This is a genomic window from Cryptosporangium sp. NPDC051539, from assembly GCF_044454545.1.
In the GTDB taxonomy this organism is placed as follows: domain Bacteria; phylum Actinomycetota; class Actinomycetes; order Mycobacteriales; family Cryptosporangiaceae; genus Cryptosporangium.
Window position 1 is genome coordinate 269249 of sequence record NZ_JBITDV010000010.1, and the last position, 17928, is coordinate 287176.

12 protein-coding genes are annotated in these 17928 nt (G+C 70.4%); 7 read left to right on the top strand and 5 right to left on the bottom strand.

Going from position 1 to position 17928, the window contains the following annotated elements:
* Nucleotides 1-92: 92 nt before the first annotated feature.
* Complete coding sequence (locus ACIBZJ_RS29715; protein ID WP_395935348.1) at nucleotides 93-3524, bottom strand: DNA-directed RNA polymerase subunit beta; 3432 nt, start codon at nucleotides 3522-3524, stop codon at nucleotides 93-95.
* A gap of 785 nt (nucleotides 3525-4309) precedes the next feature.
* On the opposite strand from ACIBZJ_RS29715, the gene ACIBZJ_RS29720 reads away from it, so the two are divergent.
* The 5 genes from ACIBZJ_RS29720 to gmd all read left to right on the top strand — a co-directional run bounded on the left by ACIBZJ_RS29720 (nucleotide 4310) and on the right by gmd (nucleotide 11760).
* The gene (locus ACIBZJ_RS29720; RefSeq protein ID WP_395935588.1) at nucleotides 4310-7453 is read left to right on the top strand and encodes a PRC-barrel domain-containing protein; all 3144 of its coding nucleotides are present in this window, start codon (nucleotides 4310-4312) and stop codon (nucleotides 7451-7453) included.
* A gap of 389 nt (nucleotides 7454-7842) precedes the next feature.
* Nucleotides 7843-8550 (top strand): NTP transferase domain-containing protein, encoded by a 708-nt coding sequence (locus ACIBZJ_RS29725; protein WP_395935350.1) that lies wholly within the window; start codon nucleotides 7843-7845, stop codon nucleotides 8548-8550.
* Complete coding sequence (locus ACIBZJ_RS29730) at nucleotides 8547-9317, top strand: CDP-alcohol phosphatidyltransferase family protein (RefSeq protein WP_395935352.1); 771 nt, start codon at nucleotides 8547-8549, stop codon at nucleotides 9315-9317. Before ACIBZJ_RS29725 ends, ACIBZJ_RS29730 begins: the two co-directional genes overlap by 4 nt.
* A 1-nt stretch (nucleotide 9318) precedes the next feature.
* Nucleotides 9319-10683, top strand: a complete 1365-nt coding sequence (locus tag ACIBZJ_RS29735) for a hypothetical protein (RefSeq protein WP_395935354.1) — start codon at nucleotides 9319-9321, stop codon at nucleotides 10681-10683.
* Between the two features lie 33 nt (nucleotides 10684-10716).
* Complete coding sequence (gmd, locus tag ACIBZJ_RS29740; RefSeq protein WP_395935356.1) at nucleotides 10717-11760, top strand: GDP-mannose 4,6-dehydratase; 1044 nt, start codon at nucleotides 10717-10719, stop codon at nucleotides 11758-11760.
* Nucleotides 11761-11799: 39 nt separating this feature from the next.
* Here gmd and ACIBZJ_RS29745 read toward each other — a convergent pair whose 3' ends face one another.
* Together ACIBZJ_RS29745 and ACIBZJ_RS29750 are read right to left on the bottom strand one after the other, a co-directional pair.
* Entirely contained in the window at nucleotides 11800-13461 is a 1662-nt protein-coding gene (locus ACIBZJ_RS29745) for an O-antigen ligase family protein (protein ID WP_395935358.1), read from the bottom strand.
* A gap of 102 nt (nucleotides 13462-13563) precedes the next feature.
* On the bottom strand, nucleotides 13564-14784 hold the full coding sequence (locus ACIBZJ_RS29750) for a glycosyltransferase family 4 protein (protein ID WP_395935360.1): 1221 nt from the start codon (nucleotides 14782-14784) through the stop codon (nucleotides 13564-13566).
* 63 nt (nucleotides 14785-14847) lie between these two features.
* Here ACIBZJ_RS29750 and ACIBZJ_RS29755 point away from each other — a divergent pair, with 63 nt between their 5' ends.
* Both ACIBZJ_RS29755 and ACIBZJ_RS29760 read left to right on the top strand, forming a co-directional pair.
* Nucleotides 14848-15804 (top strand): GDP-L-fucose synthase family protein, encoded by a 957-nt coding sequence (locus tag ACIBZJ_RS29755; RefSeq protein WP_395935362.1) that lies wholly within the window; start codon nucleotides 14848-14850, stop codon nucleotides 15802-15804.
* A 62-nt stretch (nucleotides 15805-15866) separates the two neighbouring features.
* A complete protein-coding gene (locus tag ACIBZJ_RS29760) occupies nucleotides 15867-16631 on the top strand; it encodes a WecB/TagA/CpsF family glycosyltransferase (protein ID WP_395935364.1) in 765 nt (254 codons plus the stop codon).
* Between the two features lie 168 nt (nucleotides 16632-16799).
* Here ACIBZJ_RS29760 and rplL read toward each other — a convergent pair whose 3' ends face one another.
* Both rplL and rplJ read right to left on the bottom strand, forming a co-directional pair.
* Entirely contained in the window at nucleotides 16800-17189 is a 390-nt protein-coding gene (gene rplL, locus ACIBZJ_RS29765) for a 50S ribosomal protein L7/L12 (protein WP_395935366.1), read from the bottom strand.
* 90 nt (nucleotides 17190-17279) lie between these two features.
* The gene (gene rplJ, locus ACIBZJ_RS29770) at nucleotides 17280-17903 is read right to left on the bottom strand and encodes a 50S ribosomal protein L10 (protein WP_395935368.1); all 624 of its coding nucleotides are present in this window, start codon (nucleotides 17901-17903) and stop codon (nucleotides 17280-17282) included.
* Nucleotides 17904-17928: the final 25 nt, after the last annotated feature.

The window sequence follows — 17928 nt, forward strand, 5'->3', positions numbered from 1 at the left end:
AGTCCCTCGTCTAGAGGTTTGGTACTGCCTTGGTGTAGCTCTGACCCTCGTTACGGGCCGACGGCGGCTGCTGTCGCCGCCGGCCCGGAACCTCACACCTCTTCGACGCTGCTCGGCTCGCGGCGAGACAGGTCGATGCCCAGCTCCTCCGCGGCCCGGAAGACCTCGTCGTCCGAGTCGCGCATCTCCAGAGCCACGCCGTCCGACGAGAGAACCTCGACGTTCAGGCAGAGCGACTGGAGTTCCTTGAGCAGAACCTTGAACGACTCCGGAATGCCCGGCTCCGGAATGTTCTCGCCCTTGACGATGGCCTCGTAGACCTTCACGCGGCCGAGCACGTCGTCGGACTTGATCGTGAGCAGTTCCTGCAGGGCGTAAGCGGCGCCGTAGGCCTGCATGGCCCAGCACTCCATCTCACCGAAGCGCTGGCCACCGAACTGCGCCTTACCACCCAGCGGCTGCTGCGTGATCATCGAGTACGGACCGGTCGACCGGGCGTGGATCTTGTCGTCGACCAGGTGGAGCAGCTTCAGGATGTAGACGTAACCGACGCTGACCGGCTCCGGGAACGGGTCGCCGGAGCGGCCGTCGAACAGACGCGCCTTACCGGTCGAGCCGACCATCCGGTCGCCGTCGCGGTTCGGGATCGTCGAGCCCAGCAGCCCGGTGATCTCTTCCTCGCGCGCACCGTCGAACACCGGGGTCGCGGTGTTGACGTTCGGCTCGGCCTCGTCGGCGCCGATCCGCTTCAGCTCCTTCGACCAGGCCTCGTCTCCCTCGACCTTCCAGCCTTGGGAGGCGATCCAGCCGAGGTGGGTCTCCAGGACCTGACCGATGTTCATCCGGCCCGGGACACCGAGCGGGTTGAGCACGATGTCGACCGGCGTGCCGTCCTCGAGGAACGGCATGTCCTCGGCCGGGAGGATCTTGGAGATGACGCCCTTGTTGCCGTGACGGCCGGCGAGCTTGTCACCGTCCTGGATTTTCCGCTTCTGGGCGACGTACACCCGGACCAGCTCGTTCACGCCCGGCGAGAGCTCGGCGCCCTCGTCCCGGCTGAACACGCTGACGCCGATGACCTTGCCGGACTCGCCGTGCGGCACCTTCAGCGACGTGTCGCGGACCTCGCGCGCCTTCTCACCGAAGATCGCGCGGAGCAGCCGCTCTTCCGGGGTCAGCTCGGTCTCACCCTTCGGGGTGACCTTGCCGACCAGGATGTCGCCGGTGGTGACGTCGGCACCGATCCGGACGATGCCGCGCTCGTCGAGGTCGGCCAGGACCTCCTCGGAGACGTTCGGGATGTCCCGGGTGATCTCCTCGGCGCCCAGCTTGGTGTCGCGGGCGTCGACCTCGTGCTCCTCGATGTGGATCGAGGTGAGGACGTCGTCCTGAACCAGACGCTGGCTCAGGATGATCGCGTCCTCGTAGTTGTGGCCCTCCCACGGCATGAACGCGACGAGCAGGTTCTTGCCGAGCGCCATCTCGCCTTCGTCGGTGCAGGGACCGTCGGCGATGACGCCGCCCTTTTCGATCCGCTGCCCCTCCTCGACCAGCGGGCGCTGGTTGATCGCGGTGCCCTGGTTCGAGCGGCGGAACTTGTGCAGTAGGTAGGTGCGGCGGGTTCCGTCGTCGTGCATCAGCGTGACGTAGTCGGCACAGACGTCTTCGACCACACCGGCCTGCTCGGCCAGCACGACGTCACCGGCGTCCTGAGCGGCGCGCGCCTCCATGCCCGTGCCGACCAGCGGCGACTCGCTGCGGAGCAGCGGCACCGCCTGGCGCTGCATGTTGGCACCCATCAGGGCGCGGTTGGCGTCGTCGTGCTCGAGGAACGGGATCATCGCGGTCGCGACCGAGACCATCTGGCGCGGCGACACGTCCATGTAGTCGACCTCGGTGCCCGGCACGTAGTCGACCTCACCGCCCTTACGGCGGACCAGGACGCGGTCTTCGGTGAAGCGGCCGGTCGAGTCCAGGATCGCGTTCGCCTGGGCCTTGACGTACCGGTCTTCCTCGTCCGCGGTCAGGTAGTCGATCTGCGACGTCACGACGCCGTTGTCGACCTTGCGGTACGGCGTCTCGATGAAGCCGAACGGGTTCACCCGCGCGAACGTCGAGAGCGCACCGATCAGACCGATGTTCGGGCCTTCCGGGGTCTCGATCGGGCACATCCGGCCGTAGTGGCTGGGGTGCACGTCGCGGACCTCGAAGCCGGCCCGCTCGCGGGACAGACCACCGGGGCCGAGCGCCGACAGGCGGCGCCGGTGGGTGAGGCCACCCAGCGGGTTCGTCTGGTCCATGAACTGGGACAGCTGGCTGGTGCCGAAGAACTCCTTGATGGAGGCGACGACCGGCCGGATGTTGATCAGCGTCTGCGGCGTGATCGCCTCGACGTCCTGCGTCGTCATCCGCTCGCGGACGACGCGCTCCATGCGGGAGAGGCCGACGCGGACCTGGTTCTGGATCAGCTCGCCGACCGTGCGCAGGCGCCGGTTGCCGAAGTGGTCGATGTCGTCCGACTCGTAGTCGGCGTCGCCCACGTGCAGCTTCACCAGGTAGTCGATCGTCGCGACGATGTCGTCCTCGGTGAGGACACCGGTCGTGATCGGCATCCCGACTTCCAGCTTCTTGTTCACCTTGTAGCGACCGACCTTGGCCAGGTCGTACCGCTTCGGGTTGAAGAAGAGGTTGTCGAGCAGCGTCTGGGCGTTCTCGCGCGTCGGCGGCTCGCCCGGACGCAGCTTGCGGTAGATGTCGAGCAGCGCCTCGTCCTGGGTCTGGACGTGGTCCTTCTCCAGCGTCGCGAGGACGATCTCCGAGTGCGCGAAGCGCTCCCGGATCCGCTCCGGGGTCCAGCCGAGAGCCTTCAGCAGGACCGTGACGGCCTGCCGACGCTTCCGGTCGATCCGGACGCCGATCGTGTCGCGCTTGTCGACGTCGAACTCCAGCCAAGCGCCCCGGCTCGGGATCACCTTGACGCTGGTGACGTCCTTGTCGGAGGTCTTGTCGGGCTGCCGGTCGAAGTACACGCCCGGCGAACGCACGAGCTGGGAGACGACGACGCGCTCGGTGCCGTTGATGATGAACGTGCCCTTGGGCGTCATCATCGGGAAGTCGCCCATGAAGACGGTCTGGCTCTTGATCTCGCCAGTGGTGTTGTTCGTGAACTCCGCCGTCACGAACAGCGGAGCGCAGTAGGTGAGGTCTTTCTCCTTGCACTCTTCGATCGAGGCCTTGACCTCTTCGAAGCGGGGGTTGGAGAAGGACAGGGACATCGACCCCGAGAAGTCCTCGATCGGGGAGATCTCCGTCAAAATTTCATCGAGACCGGCAACCGACGACGGGTCGCCAGTAACCCGGGACCGCCAGGCGTCGTTGCCGACCAGCCAGTCGAACGAGTCCGTCTGGAGTGCCAGCAGGTTCGGCACCTCGAGCTGTTCGGCGATCTTCCCGAACGAGATGCGTTGCGGCTTGCCGGCGGCGGTGCGGGGAGGAGTGTTTGTGCCGGGGCGGGAGACTGCCAAGATGCGTCCTTCCGAGGACCTGCGGATCCGAACGGTCGTCGTGCGCGCACTCCTATCGACCCCCAACAAATGGAGGTGCGAAAGGCAGAAGGCAGCGCAAACTAGCAGTGTAGCCGCAAGGCACACTACTGTCGAATCCCCAGGCAGGCGGCATGACACCCCGTTTGCCAGCCGCTCGAACCACTCCCCCGGTTGATCCGTGTTCCTCGCGGAGCCCGGTCTCCCACAGGCAGCCGCTGAAACATCGGGGGGACGACGGGAGTCGGCCCGAACCTCGCCCCACCGTGCACCTCGGCGAAACGAAACTACCGAGCCGAAATTACAGGCTCGTACTTCTACCGCTCGTCACGCTCAGCCACCAAGCATGTGCATTAGCTGCGCGCTACGAGAAGAGCGTGCCTGTGCCGGTCCGCCACGTCAAGAGGCGCGCCCCAGGTGGGGGGATACCGCACCGGATGAGAGGCCACCTGGCCACCCGGATGATGTGCTGGAGGGACGCCGGCTGATTGCCGCGCGTCATGCGCTCGAAGTGCCTGATGTACCAGTTCGACACGGTTGTGACCGGCGTGATGCCAGTCAACTGCTGACGCGTTGCGACGGCGTTCGGGGGCATATCGGCGCAAGGCCGAACCGTGCGCCCTCCGTAAGCGTTTCACCTCACACCTGGCAACGAGTTAGGCCTTTCCGGGGATGGGTACCTTGTCCGGTTGGTCGACGAAGACGGTCGGCCGACGAAGACCGCGGAGGCAACAACCGTGTTGACACAGGAGCATGCGCAGGCACTCGTGCATGCGACCGCGTACGACGGGACAGGCAGCAAGCTCGGCAAGATCGGCCAGGTTTACCTCGACAACCGGACTCAGGCGCCCCAGTGGGTGACCGTGCACACGGGTCTGTTCGGTAACCGGGAGAGCTTCGTTCCGGTCGCGGACGCTTCGCTCGACGGCGAACGTCTGCAGCTGCCGTTCGACAAGACGCTGGTGAAGAACGCGCCGGAGCTCGAGCCGGAGGGACCGTTCGGGGGGCTCACCCCCGAGCAGGAGCTCGCGCTCTACCACCACTACGGGGTGGAGGCGCCCGCGGCTCCGCCGGTCGTGGCCGAGGAGGACCCGGAGACGACCGGGCGGATCAGCGCGTTCGGCGGGGCCACGGCTCTCGACGGGCTGGCGGACGACGTTCCGCACGGTGAGGAGAGCTGGGCGCCGGACGGGTTGCGTCCGGGGCGGGCGGAGTTGCCCGAGGACGACCCGTTCACCGGGGGCTTCGCGATCCTGGATCTGCCGGACGAGCCGGCCGGGTCCCGCGAGGAGTCGTCGTCCTCGGGGCGGGGAGGCCAGGTCTCTCGGGACGAGTCGCCGTACCGGGACGAGTCGGGCGGGGGCGAGTTCGCGCGTCGGGAGGAGATTCCGGGGCAGGCGGAGCCGGCGCGCTGGGACGAGGCGCGGTACGGCGGCGAGCCAACGCGGCCGGGCGAGCCGGGCTACGGCGGCGGACCGACGCGCCGGGACGAGCCGGGTTACGGCGGCGAGCCGGGTTACGGCGGCGAGCCGGGTTACGGCGGCGAGCCGGGTTACGGCGGCGAGCCGTCGGGCCGGGGCGAGCCTCAGTTCGGCGCGGAGGCCGCGCGGAGGGAAGAGCGGCCAAGGCCCGAGGACCCCTCGCGCAGGAGCGAACCGCCGTTTGCCGCGAAACCGGCGTACCGGAACGAGGCTCGGCACGGCGGCGAACCGTCGCGGTTCGGCGCGGAGGCCGCGCGGAGGGAAGAGCGACCGAGGCCCGACGAGCCCTCACGCAGGGGCGAGCCGCCGTTCGGCGCGGACGCCACGCGGCGAGAGGAGCCGCCGCGCAGGGATGAACCTCCGTTCGGCGCGGAACCGCCGCACGGGGACCAGTCGCTGCACGGGGACCAAGCGCTACACGGGGACCAGGCGCTGCACCGGGACGAGGCGCGGTACGGCGGCGGGCCGTCACGCCCGGGCGAGTCACGGCGCAGGGACGACCCTTCGTTCGGCGCTGGGCCGGCTCGGCGAGAGGAGCCATCTCGTCGGAACGAGTCGCCGAGGCGCGAGGAGTCGCCGTATCGGCCGGCGCCCGCCCGGCGGCCGGCGCCGCGCCCCCGGGACGGGAATCCTGCCGACGACGAGCGCACCCGCCCGGAGGAGCGCCCCCATCGCGACGGGCCCTCGGACCGGGACGACAACCCGTTCCGGCTCGACCCGCCGAGCTGGAACGACGCCCCCCGCGGGGACGACTCCTCGCCGCGGAGCCCCGCCCGTGACCAGAACGACAACCCGTTCCGGGCCGACCCGCCCACGTGGAACAACACGCGCCGCGAGGACGACTTCCCGCCGCGGAACGACGCCCCCTCCCAGGACGGCGGTCCGCGCCGGGAGGCTGGCGGATCGGAGCTGGGGTCGTGGAATGCCTTCGCTCCGACGGAGCCGACGTCACAGGCGCACGCACCCCTGGCCAGCGCCCCACCACTTGGCGCACCGCCCGTCGGCGCACCGCCCGTCGGCGCACCGCCCGTGGGTGCACCGCCTGTCGGTGCACCGCCCGTGGGTGCACCGCCCGGCGGGGCACCGCCCGCCGGTGCTCCTCGGGTCAGTGGCCGGCTGGTCGCCACTCCGGCGACCGGCGCACCGCAGGTCGGTAGTCCGCTCGTCAGCGGGCGATCGGGCGGGACATCAGAGGTCAGCGCCCCGCACCCCAGCACCCCGCGAGTCAGTGGCCGACCGGTCAGCGGCCCTCCGAACAGCGGCCCCACGGTCGGCAACCGGCAGGACAGCGGCCGGCCGGGCGGTGGTCCGGAGGGCAGCGCCCCGCACTCCGGCGCCCGGCGAGTCGGTGGTCGACCGATCAGTGCGCCACCAAGCAGCAACCCGGCGATCAGCGCACAGCGGCTCGGTGACTCGGAGGTCAGTGGCCGGCCGGGCGGCGCTCCGGAGTTCCGCTCCCCAGAGTTCAGCTCCCCGCAGTTCGGGGCCACTCGTGTCGGTGGCCGACCGGTCAGCGGCCCACCCAACAGCGGCCCGGAGGTCCGCGCACCGCAGGTCAGCGGTCGGCCGGGCGGTACCCCAGAGGGCAGCGCCCTGCGGTTCGGCGCCCCGCGAGTCAATGATCGACCGGTCGACGGCCGGCCGGGCGGTGGTCCGGCGGTCGGCGGTGCGATCGAGTCGCCTTCCGTCGATGCGCCTTCAATCGGCGCACCGCAGCGCGGCGCATCCGCAGCGGCCCCGCGGCCGGTCAGTCCGGCTTCGGCCGGCCCGGCGCCCGTTGGCCCAGCTCCCGTGAGCCCGATCCGCTTGAGTTCGGCTCCCGTACGCCCGGCCGCGGGTGGCCCCGCCGCGGGTAGCCGGACCGCTGGGAACCCCGCTGCCGTGAGACCCACGTCGGGAAACCCCACCGCCGCGAGCTCCACTGCCGGGCGATCCACTTCAGGGAACCCCACCGCCGGGAACGCCACCGCTGGGAACCCCGCTCCGGGGAACCCAACCGCCGGGAGCCCCACTTCGGGGAGCCCTTCCGCCGGGAGCTCCGCTGCCGGGCGGTCCACTTCGGGGAGCTCTCCCAAGAGCGGGCGGCCGTTTGGGCCGGGACCGGTTTCGCTCGACTTCCGGCCGTCGACGCTCAAACCCGCCCCCGGCACCCCGGTCACCCCCGCGGAGCCCGCCACCCAGGCGAATCCCACCCCGGCAAGCGCCGCCCCGACAAGCCCCTCCCAGCCGAGCCCCGCTCCGGCCAGCGAAACCCGCGCGAGCACCACCCCGCCGGCGGCTCCGACGGCACCCCCGGCCCCTGCCCCGCCCCCCGCCCCGACGGCCCCGGCGCCGACGGCCCCGACCTCGGTGCCCACCCCCGACCCCGACCCCGGCCCCGACCCCGGCCCCTCCGGCCACGTCGGCCGACACCGCTCACCCCGCCGCTGACACCCCGCCGCCGACACCCCACCCTTGAGAACCCCCGCTGACACCCCGCCGCCGACACCCCACCCTTGAGAACCCCCGCTGACACCCCGCCCCTGAGAACCTCCACCGACAACCCGCCGCTGAGAACCCGCCTCCGAGAACCCGCCTCCGGCAGTCCTCCGCCCCCGTCACAAGAAAACCCCACCGACGAGCAAGCGGCTCAGCCCTACCGGAGGATCACCGACCCGGTGATCCTCCGGACGGCCATCGTTTCGCCCACTCTCGGGAACATCGGATGTCCACGACCGGAAGTCGGGATGATCGACAACTGTCAGTGGGGTGACCGCCCAGGAAACACGGGCCGCTATCCTCCCCGCGGGACGGCCGGACGATGAGGAGCTGATGAATTCATGGCGCCGCAGGTGGTGATCCTCGCGGCCGGGCTCGGCACGCGACTCGGACGTCCGCACCCCAAGACGTTGACGCCGCTGCGTGACGGCAAGAGCATCCTGCGCCACCAGCTCGACCGCATCGACGCGGCGTTCGGCGGCCAGGCCCTCGTCACGATCGTGGTCGGCTTCAAGATGGACCTGATCATGGAGGCCGCGCCCGACGTCAAGTTCGTCTACAACGAGGTCTACGACCAGACGAACACGTCCAAGAGCCTGCTCAAGGCGCTCCGGCTGTCGTCGCCGGGTGGCGTCCTCTGGCTCAACGGCGACGTGGTGTTCGTCGACGGGCTGCTCGAAGACGTCGCCGGGAAGGTCGAGGACGGCGAGAGCTTCATCTGCGTCAACACCGACTCGGTCGCCGAGGAGGAGGTCAAGTACACCCTCGACGGGGACGGGTACGTGAAAGACCTCTCCAAGCAGGTCCGCGAGGGTGCGCTCGGCGAGGCCGTCGGCATCAACTACGTGTCCGGGGCCGACAAGTCGACGCTCGTGACCCACCTCGAATCCTGCGACGATCAGGACTACTTCGAGCGTGGTGTGGAAACCGCGATCGCCGACGCCGGCAGCCGGTACCGCGCGGTGGACATCTCCCGCTTCGGCGTCGTCGAGGTCGACTTCGACGCCGACCTGGCCCGAGCCAACGAACTGGAAGTCGAGACCCGATGACGTCGCAGGCCACCCCGCAGTCGGTGTCCGGCCAGGCGGAGACACCGCGCCGGCCGACGGCAGCCGACTTCCTGGCCCGCAACCGCGGCGGCGGCCTGTTCACCGAGACGATCAACCAGCGCATCGGTGCCGTGCTCGCCGTCGCCGCGTACCGGATGCGGCTGGCTCCGTCCGCGCTGACGCTGATCAACCTGGCGCTCGGCCTGGGCGCGTCGGCCGCGGTGGTCAGCCTGGCTCCGGCCGCCGCCCGGGGAGACGTCCCGCCCTGGATCCTGGGCGTCGGCGCGCTGCTGGCCTGGCACCTCGCCTACAGCCTCGACTGCTCCGACGGTCAGCTGGCCCGCGTCACCGGAAGGGCCGGTCCGGCCGGGGCCCGGGTCGACATCCTGTGCGACGTCGCGGTGCAGATCTCGCTGGTCGCGGCGATCTCGGCGACCGCGGTCGCCCACACGCCCGACGTGCCGGCGTGGCTGGTCGCGGTGTTCGCCGGTACCTGGATGATCAACCTGGTGACCTCGGTGCTGGCCTCGACCGACACCGCGTCGGCCAGCCTGATGACGTCGAAGTCCCTGGCCGTCCGCATCGTCAAACTCGTGCGGGACTACGGTGCGGTGGTGACCGTGTGCGGTGTGGTGATCGCGTTCCTGCCGGGCTGGACGCCTTGGCTGATGGCCGCGTTCGCCGTCGTGAACGGACTCTTCCTCCTCGCCAGCATCGGGCAGTCCGCGCGCAAGGCCGGTCTGGTCGCGAACGACCCCCAGTCCTGAAGTGAAGGTCCTGCAGAGGCTCCGCGGAAACACCACCGCCGGGCTCGCTGATCAGCTGGTCAGCGCCGGGGCGAACGCCGCGACCGGTCTGCTCGTCCTCCCGTTCCTGCCGCCGTCGCACGCCGGCGCGGTGTTGTTCGCGATCGGCGTCGGCTACTTCGCGATCGGCATCGCGCGGGCGCTGGTCGGCGACGTGTTACTGACGTACTCGGCGCGCTACGGCGACACCGAACGCGCCCGCCAGGCCACCGACGCGACGAAGACCGCCGCGGCGTTCGGGCTGATCGCCTCGGTGCTCGCGGTCCTCGCCTGGGCCACCGGGCCGGGTTTCCTCTCCGAGCTGATCTGGCTCGCGCCGTTCCTGCCGTTCGTCCTCGTGCACGACGCCGGACGCTATGCGTTCCTGGCCGCCCGGCGTCCGGCGCGGGCGTTGATCTCCGACCTGACGTACATCGGGGTCCAGGCCGTGCTGCTGGCCGTCCTGCTCGGTGCCGGGTACCGGGACGGCGCGGTGTTCCTGTGCGCCTGGGGCGCGGGCGGCGTCGCCGGTGCGTTCTCGTTCCTGATCCGGTCGCGGATCAACGTCTTCAACATCTTCGGCGGCGACCTGCGCGGCTGGATCCGGGAGACCCGGCACCTCTCCAGCTGGATGACCGCGACCGCGCTGCTCGGCCAGGCCCAGGTGCAGCTCGTCTACACGCTCGTCACCGGCCTGCTGGCCCCGGCCGCACTGGCGATGCTGCGCGCGGCCCAGTACGGGCTGCTGATGCCCGCTCAGAACCTCCAGATGGCCGTCTCCAGCCTTCTGGTACCCCGGATGTCCCGGCTCGCCGCTGAGGGCGACGTCGCCGGGATGAGCCGCCTGGTCCGCAAGGCGCTGAGCGCGACCGTGCTCTGCGGCCTCCTGCCGGTCGCGCTGTCGCCGCTGGCCGGTCCGCTGCTGGACGCGATCCTGCCGAAGTACGCCGAGGCCGGGACGATCGCGTTCCCGGTGGCGCTGCAGGCGCTGATCTATCTCGTCCAGGTGCCGTTCACGGCCGCGCTGCGCGGGATGCAGCGTGTCCGCAGCCTGTTCGTGCAGTACGCGATGTTCTGCCTGGCTCAGTGCGCCGGCCTGGTGCTCGGCACGCTGTGGTTCGACCTCCGCGGTGCCGCCTCGGGCATGGCGTTCGGCTCCGCGGTCGGCCTGGTCGTGATGGTCGTCCTGTACCGCAAGGCCCTGCACCGGCTCGCGCAGACCGGCGGGACCGACCCGGACGACACTCCAGAGCCGGACGACGCCCCGAAGCCGGACGACGCCTCGGGGCCGGCCGTACCTCCCACGACGGTCGCCGACGAGACGGCGGGCCCCGCGCCCGTACGATGACCCGCGATCGCCCATCAACGGTAAGGATTCGCAGTGACCGACCCGACCCCTCCTGCCGCCTCGCCACGAGTGGCATTCGTGACCGGCATCACCGGGCAGGACGGCTCCTACCTGGCTGAGCTGCTCCTCGCGAAGGGGTACGAGGTCCACGGCATCATCCGGCGGGCATCGATGTTCAACACCGAGCGGCTGGACGCGATCTACCAGGACCCGCACGAGGCCCACCGGCGGCTGTTCCTGCACTACGGCGACGTCACCGACGCCAGCGGGCTGGTCAACGCGATCCGCGACATCCAGCCCGGCGAGGTCTACCACCTGGCCGCGCAGAGCCACGTGCGGGTCAGCTTCGACATCCCGGAGTACACCGGCGACACGACCGGCCTGGGCACGGTCCGCCTGCTCGAGGCGATCCGGGCGGCCAAGATCGAGACCCGGTACTACCAGGCCTCGACATCCGAGCTGTTCGGGGCGACGCCGCCGCCGCAGAGCGAGACGACGCCGTTCCACCCGCGGAGCCCGTACGGCGTCGCGAAGATGTACTCGTACTGGATGACCGTGAACTACCGCGAGTCGTACGGGCTGCACGCGTCGAACGGCATCCTGTTCAACCACGAGTCCCCGCGCCGCGGCGAGACGTTCGTGACCCGCAAGATCACCAGGGCCGTGGCCCGGATCGCGGCCGGCCTGCAGGAAGACCTGTTCCTCGGCAACCTGGACGCGGTCCGCGACTGGGGCTACGCGCCGGAGTTCGTCGAGGGCATGTGGCGGATCCTGCAACAGGACGAGCCCGACGACTACGTGCTGGCGACCGGCCACCCGGCGACGGTCCGGGACTTCGTGTCGGCGGCGTTCAGCCACGCCGGGCTCGACTGGGAGAAGTACGTCCGGCACGACTCGCGCTACGAGCGTCCGGCCGAGGTCGACGCGCTGATCGGCGATCCGGGCAAGGCCGAGCGGCAGCTGGGGTGGAAGACCGCCACCGACTGGCGGCGGCTGGCGCAGATCATGGTCGACGCCGACATCCAGCAGCTCGACGACCAGCTGAGTGGCCGGAGCATTCGCCTCGACGACCGCTGACCCACCGCGCGGCCCGGGTCGGGACGGACGCCGCCGTCCTCACCGGGGCAGCGACGTGCTCACCGGCCCGGGGTTCGAGGCCCCGTGACCCGCGGGCCGGGCCGCCGCGCCGTCGCCGAGCGCCCCCGTACGATCGCTCACCCGGTCTTCCCGCCCCAGACCACCCTCCACCGCTCCCGGGGGCACCTCGGCCCGCTCAGCGGGCCGGAAGACCACCCAGGCCTCCGCGGCCAGCAAGAAGATCCAGAACGTGCCGCCGAGACCCCCGAGCAACCAGTCCGCCCACGGGATCGTCGCGATCGAGGAGATCGCCGCGATCGTGAACCAGGCCGGCGCTCCCCGCCGCAGCGAGCGCCAGATCATCAGCCCGAGGCCGAGCAGGAACGCGACGCACCCCAGGATCCCGGCGCGGCGCAGTGCGCCGATCGCCGAGTTGTCGGTCGTGAGCTCCGGGCGTTCGCCGGCCTTGCCGGTCGACTCCCGCACCACGGCGCCGCGCGGATCGTCGTTGTTGCCGAAGACCTTCGCGACCACTGCGTCGGCCGAGAAGTCGTCGAACACCTGACGCCAGGTGTCGAGCCGTCCGCTGGTGACGTCGAGCGTGTCGCTCTGATCGGTGACCGGCGTCGTCACGGTGTTCTGGTAGCGGCTCTGGAACAGCGAGGACATCCCGCCCATGCCGACGAACACCGCGCCGAAGACGAGGAACGGGATGATCGCCGCCACCGCAGCCCGGCGCCAGTCGGGGTACGACGGCAGCCCGTCGTCGGGCACCGGACGCCCGCCCCGGGCCCACCACTGGCGACGGGCCAGCACCAGCAGGTGCACGACCGCGGCGCAGACGAGGAAGCCCCACGCCGTCCGCGAGTTCGTCAGCAGGATGACGAGGCTGGTGAGCCCGAGCGCCGACATGCGCTGCCAGGGCTTGAAAGAGCGGTCGGGCGCGATCCGCAGCGTGACCAGCACACCGATCAGCGCCAGCGAGTTCGGGTGGTACAGCAGCCCGGGGCCGCCCCAGAAACGCCCGGTCATGCTCCGGCCCCAGGGCCCGTCGGGCACCGCGTGGACGTCGTCCAGGATGTTGCCCGAGCCGACCAGGAACAGCGCCGAGATCGCCAGCAGGAACGCGGCCACGACGCCGATCGACGGGTCGCGGCCGGTGCGCCGGAGCGCGACCAGCATGCCCAGCGCCGCCAGCGCGGAGACGCCGAAGTACGCGATCCGCTGCGCGCCGACGTCCCAGTGCGCGGTCAGCACCGCGGAGATGATGCCCAGCGGCCAGTACGCCAGCCCCAGCCACGCCGCGCCCAGCCGCGGCAGCCGCACCGCGTCACGGACCCAGGGGAACGTCCAGGCCAGCAGCAGGATCCCGCCGATCGCGTAGACCGACCAGGTCACGGCGCGAGTGGTCGTCCAGGTCCAGGACATGATTCCGCAGAACACGACGAACCCGCCGACGCCCAGGCCCGACCAGGTCACGCCGCGCAGCGAGAGCGCGAATCCGGCGACCGCGACGGCGAGCGCCGCACCGACCGCGGCCCGGGTGCCGTTGGCGGCGGTCTGCTGAGCCGCCTCCACCAGCCAGGCGACCGCGACGATGACCGCACCGACGATCAGGAACTGCCGGTGCCGGGGTGTCCACCGGCCGGGGTCGAGCAGCGGGAAGACGCCGAATCGCTGGGTCAGTTTGTTCTTCGCCACGGCTGTGCTGAGTCCTCCGGTCGCGGTCCGGCCCCTGATTCTCGCATTCATACCTAAGAGAGCTGGACGGTACTCACCCGCTACCCGCTGTCTATCCGCGATTCACTGGACCAAACGGCCCGCGGCCACTTCCTCGTACACGTTGAGCAGGGCAGCCGTGGTCACCGTGGTCGAGAACATCTGCTCGTAGCGTCGCCGCGCCCCGGCGGCCAGCCCCGGCGCCTCCGCGACGGCCCGCGGCAGGATCGCCGCCAGCGCGTCCACGTCCGCCGGCACGGTCCACCCGGCTTCCGCGGCCACCCCTTCCCCGGCCATCCCTTTCCCGGCCGGCTCGCTCGGAGAGGCACCCACCAGGAACGGCAGGCCCCCGAGCGCGGTGGCCAGCACCGGGCGCCCGTTCGCGAGCGCCTCGACGACGACCATCGGGCACACCTCGTCCCACGTCGACGGCGTCACCAGCGCGGCCGACGCCCGCATCGCCACCTGCACGTCGGCGTGCGGCAAGCGTCCGAGCAGCTCGATGTCGGTGCGCCCGGCGGCCGCGGCGGCCACCTCGGAAGCCAGCGGTCCGTCCCCGATCAGGCGCAGGGTTCCCACTGTCCCATCGGGGTGCCGCCGCCAGGCGTCGAGAAGAAGACCGAGACCCTTCTCGGCCGAGAACCGGCCCACGAAGAGCAACCCCGAGCCGACCTGGTCGTGAGGGCCAGGGTCGGGGACGCCGTTCGGCTTCACCGTGATCTGCGGGTCGGTGATGCCGAACGACCGGAGGTGGTCGGCGATCGCGGGCGTGAGCGCGAGGTAGCGGTCGACCGACCGCCAGGTGCCGCGGTGGGCGGCGAGCGTGGTCGCCATCAGGACGCTCTGCGCCTTCGACCCGCGGTAGCAGGAATGCTGGACGGCCGGGTACGGGAACGTCTTGCCGAGACAGTCGTGACAGGAGTGTCCGTCGCGGAAGTAGAGCCCGTTCGCGCAGACCTGCCGGAAGTTGTGCACGGTATGGACGACCGGAACGCCGTGTTGATGAGCGGTACGCACCACCCAGGGCGAGAGGAGCGGGTACGGGTTGTGGAGGTGCAGCACGTCCGGTTTTTCGGCGGCGAGCAGCGCCGAGAGCTCCCGCTGGGCGGGCGCCGCGTAGATCGGCGAGATCGGCAGGAGCGCTTTCTGCACGGCCGAGAACCCCGCGATCTCGTCCGAGCTGCGCTGGAACGGCAGCACGGTGACGCCGGCCTCGCTGAGCAGCCGGGACTCCAGATCGACGACCGTGTTCTCCCCCGACGGATTCGCCGAGACGTAGCGGTTGTGCGCTATCACGATCTTCACGACGGGGTTCTCCAGAGGGTGGTTACGCTGGCGGCAGACGTTACTACCCGGAGAGGACACGCCTTGTTCCACCACCCGGTCCCCCGCGACGCACGGGTTTACATCGCCGGGCACGGCGGCCTCGTCGGATCCGCGATTTGGCGGTACTTCGAATCGATGGGGTTCACGAACCTGGTCGGGCGCCGGTCGAAGGAGCTCGACCTGCGTGATCGCGAGCCGGTACGGGCGTTCTTCGACGAGGCTCGCCCGCAGTACGTCATCGACTCCGCGGCCAAGGTCGGTGGGATCTTCGCGAACTCCGCCTATCCGGCCGAGTTCCTCTCCGACAACCTGCGGATCCAGACCAACCTGCTCGACGCCGCCCACGAGTTCGGCGTCGAGCGGTTCCTGTTCCTCGGGTCGTCCTGCATCTACCCGAAGTTCGCGCCGCAGCCGATCCGGGAGGATTCGCTGCTGACCGGTCCGCTGGAGGAGACGAACGACGCGTACGCGATCGCGAAGATCGCCGGCGTGCTGCAGGTGCAGGCGATCCGGCGGCAGTACGGCCGGAGCTACATCTCCGCGATGCCGACGAACCTGTACGGGCCGGGTGACAACTTCGAGATCCCGGGCGCGCACGTGATGCCGATGGTGATGCGAAGGCTGCACTCCGCGATGGAGGCCGGCGACGAGACGTTCACGATCTACGGCTCCGGCACCCCGAAGCGGGAGTTCCTGCACACCGACGACGTCGCCCGCGCCTGCCTGGTGCTGCTCGAGCGCTACGACGACCCGGCGCCGATCAACATCGGCGTCGGCGAAGACGTCACGATCGACGAACTGGTGCAGATGATCGCCGACGTCGTCGGCTACGAGGGCGAGTTCACCCACGACACCTCGAAGCCCGACGGCACGCCGCGCAAGGTGCTCGACGTCGACCGGATCAAGGCCCTCGGCTGGGAACCGACCGTCGGTCTGCGGGACGGTATCCGCGGCGTCTACGAGTGGTTCCTCGAGCACCAGGCGTCTTTCCGTCGCTGAGGCGGCCGGGGGTGCGCAGCGCTTTTCGTGGCTGGGGCCCGGGCAACTAGGCTCCCAGGGTTATGACGACGTCTACGCGCCCGGGCACGTTCGTGTGTTGCGGCGTCCATATCGAAGCAGTCACCCGGCAGCCGGCCGCCGAGCTGGTCATCGCCGCGCAATACGGGCAGCCGCGCAGCACGCACCTGTGCAACGCGTACACGTTGTCGCTCGCGGTCCGCGACCCCGAGTTCCGCGCGCTGCTCAACGACGCCGACGTCAACTTCGCTGACGGCCACTACGTGGCGATGGTCGGCCGCCGGCGCGGTTACCCGGACATGTCCGCCCGGACGTACGGCCCCGATCTGATGGCCGACGCGATCGACCAGGGGCGCGCGCGCGGCCTGAAGCACTACCTGTACGGCGCGTCGCCGTCGACCGTGGCTCAGCTCGCCGACAAGCTGCGCGAGCGCTTCCCGGGAGCGGAGTTCGTCGGGGTCGAGTCCCCGCCGTTCCGGCCGCTGTCGTCCGACGAGGCCGACGAGTTGGTGGCCCGCGTCGCCGAGGCCAAGCCCGATGTCTTCTGGGTGGGGCTCGGGACGCCACGCCAGGACGAGTTCGTGGCCGCCTACACGTCCCGGCTGAACTGCACGGTCGTGCCGGTGGGGGCGGCGTTCGACTTCCACGCCGGCAACAAGCCGTCGGCGCCGGAGTTCCTGCAGCGGCACGGGCTGGAGTGGGCCTACCGCCTGGCCACCGAACCCCGCCGCCTCTGGAAGCGCTACCTGGTGGGCAACCCCGTCTTCGTCTACGGAGCCCTAACCGACCGCTGGCGCAAAACCCCCTGAGCAAGCAATAAGAACGCCCGCCCCTTTCCCGGGGCGGGCGTTCTTTTGTAGTTCGAAACCTGGAGCCCGCTGAGGGCGACGCTCCCTAGCGTGCGCGATGACGCCGCGTATACCAAATACTCAAGTCGTCGCGCACGCTTGGGAGCGTCGTCCTCAGCGGGCCGCCCACTACTTGACGGAGACGGTGGCGCCGGCGGCTTCTAGCTGAGCCTTGGCCTTCTCGGCGGTCTCCTTGTTGGCCTTCTCCAGGACGGGCTTCGGCGCGCCGTCGACCAGGTCCTTGGCCTCCTTCAGGCCGAGGCTGGTGAGGGCACGCACCTCCTTGATGACCTGGATCTTCTTCTCGCCCGCGGCCTCGAGGACGACGTCGAACTCGTCCTGCTCCTCGGGAGCCTCAGCGGCGGCACCCGGGCCGGCCGGGCCGGCGACGGCGACGGCGGCCGGGGCGGCAGCCTTCACGTCGAAGGTGTCCTCGAAGAGCTTCACGAACTCGGAGAGCTCGATCAGCGTCATTTCCTTGAAGGCCTCGAGCAGGTCTTCGGTAGCGATCTTCGCCATCTCAGGCGGTTCCTTTCGATCGGGGTGCCGGGGGGTCACCCCAGCGACTTGTGTGGTGCGGCGAGGCGATCAAGCCCCTACGCGGGACGATCAGGCCTCGGCCGGAGCCTCGGCAGCTTCGGACGCCGGAGCGTCGGCAGCATCGGCAGCAGCCGCCGGAGCGTCGGCTGCGCTTGCGGCCGGAGCCTCGGCAGCCTTCTTCTCCTGCAGCGCCTGGGCGAGCCGGGCGAGCTGGGTCGGCAGCGCGTTGAACGTCGCCGCAGCCTGCGCCATCTTCGCCTTCATGCCGCCGGCGAGCTTCGCGAGCAGAACCTCGCGCGACTCGAGGTCGGCCAGCTTCTTGATGTCGTCGGCGGTCAGCTTCTTACCGTCGAGCACACCACCCTTGACGACCAGCAGCGGGTGCGCCTTGGCGAAGTCCCGCAGGCCCTTGGCGGCCTCAACCGGGTCGCCCTGGACGAACGCGATCGCGGTCGGACCGGCGAGCAGCTCGTCGAGGTCGGCGATGCCGGCGTCACGCGCGGCGATCTTCGCCAGCGTGTTCTTGGTCACCGCGTAGGTCGTCTCGCGACCGAGCGAGCGACGCAGCTCGGTGAGCTGGGCCATCGTCAATCCGCGGTACTCGGTGAGCACCGCCGCGGACGAGTTGCGGAATCCGCCGGTGAGCTCAGCCACCGCAGCGGCCTTGTCGGGGCGAGGCTGGGTGTCAGCCATGGGCCTCCTCTCTCGTAACTCAGGC

Coding starts and splice junctions, on each gene's coding strand:
- ACIBZJ_RS29725 (WP_395935350.1), top strand. CDS start 7,843: ATGGCGCCGCAGGTGGTGATCCTCGCGGCCGGGCTCGGCACGCGACTC.
- ACIBZJ_RS29730 (WP_395935352.1), top strand. CDS start 8,547: ATGACGTCGCAGGCCACCCCGCAGTCGGTGTCCGGCCAGGCGGAGACA.
- rplL (WP_395935366.1), bottom strand. CDS start 17,189: ATGGCGAAGATCGCTACCGAAGACCTGCTCGAGGCCTTCAAGGAAATG.
- rplJ (WP_395935368.1), bottom strand. CDS start 17,903: ATGGCTGACACCCAGCCTCGCCCCGACAAGGCCGCTGCGGTGGCTGAG.
- ACIBZJ_RS29760 (WP_395935364.1), top strand. CDS start 15,867: ATGACGACGTCTACGCGCCCGGGCACGTTCGTGTGTTGCGGCGTCCAT.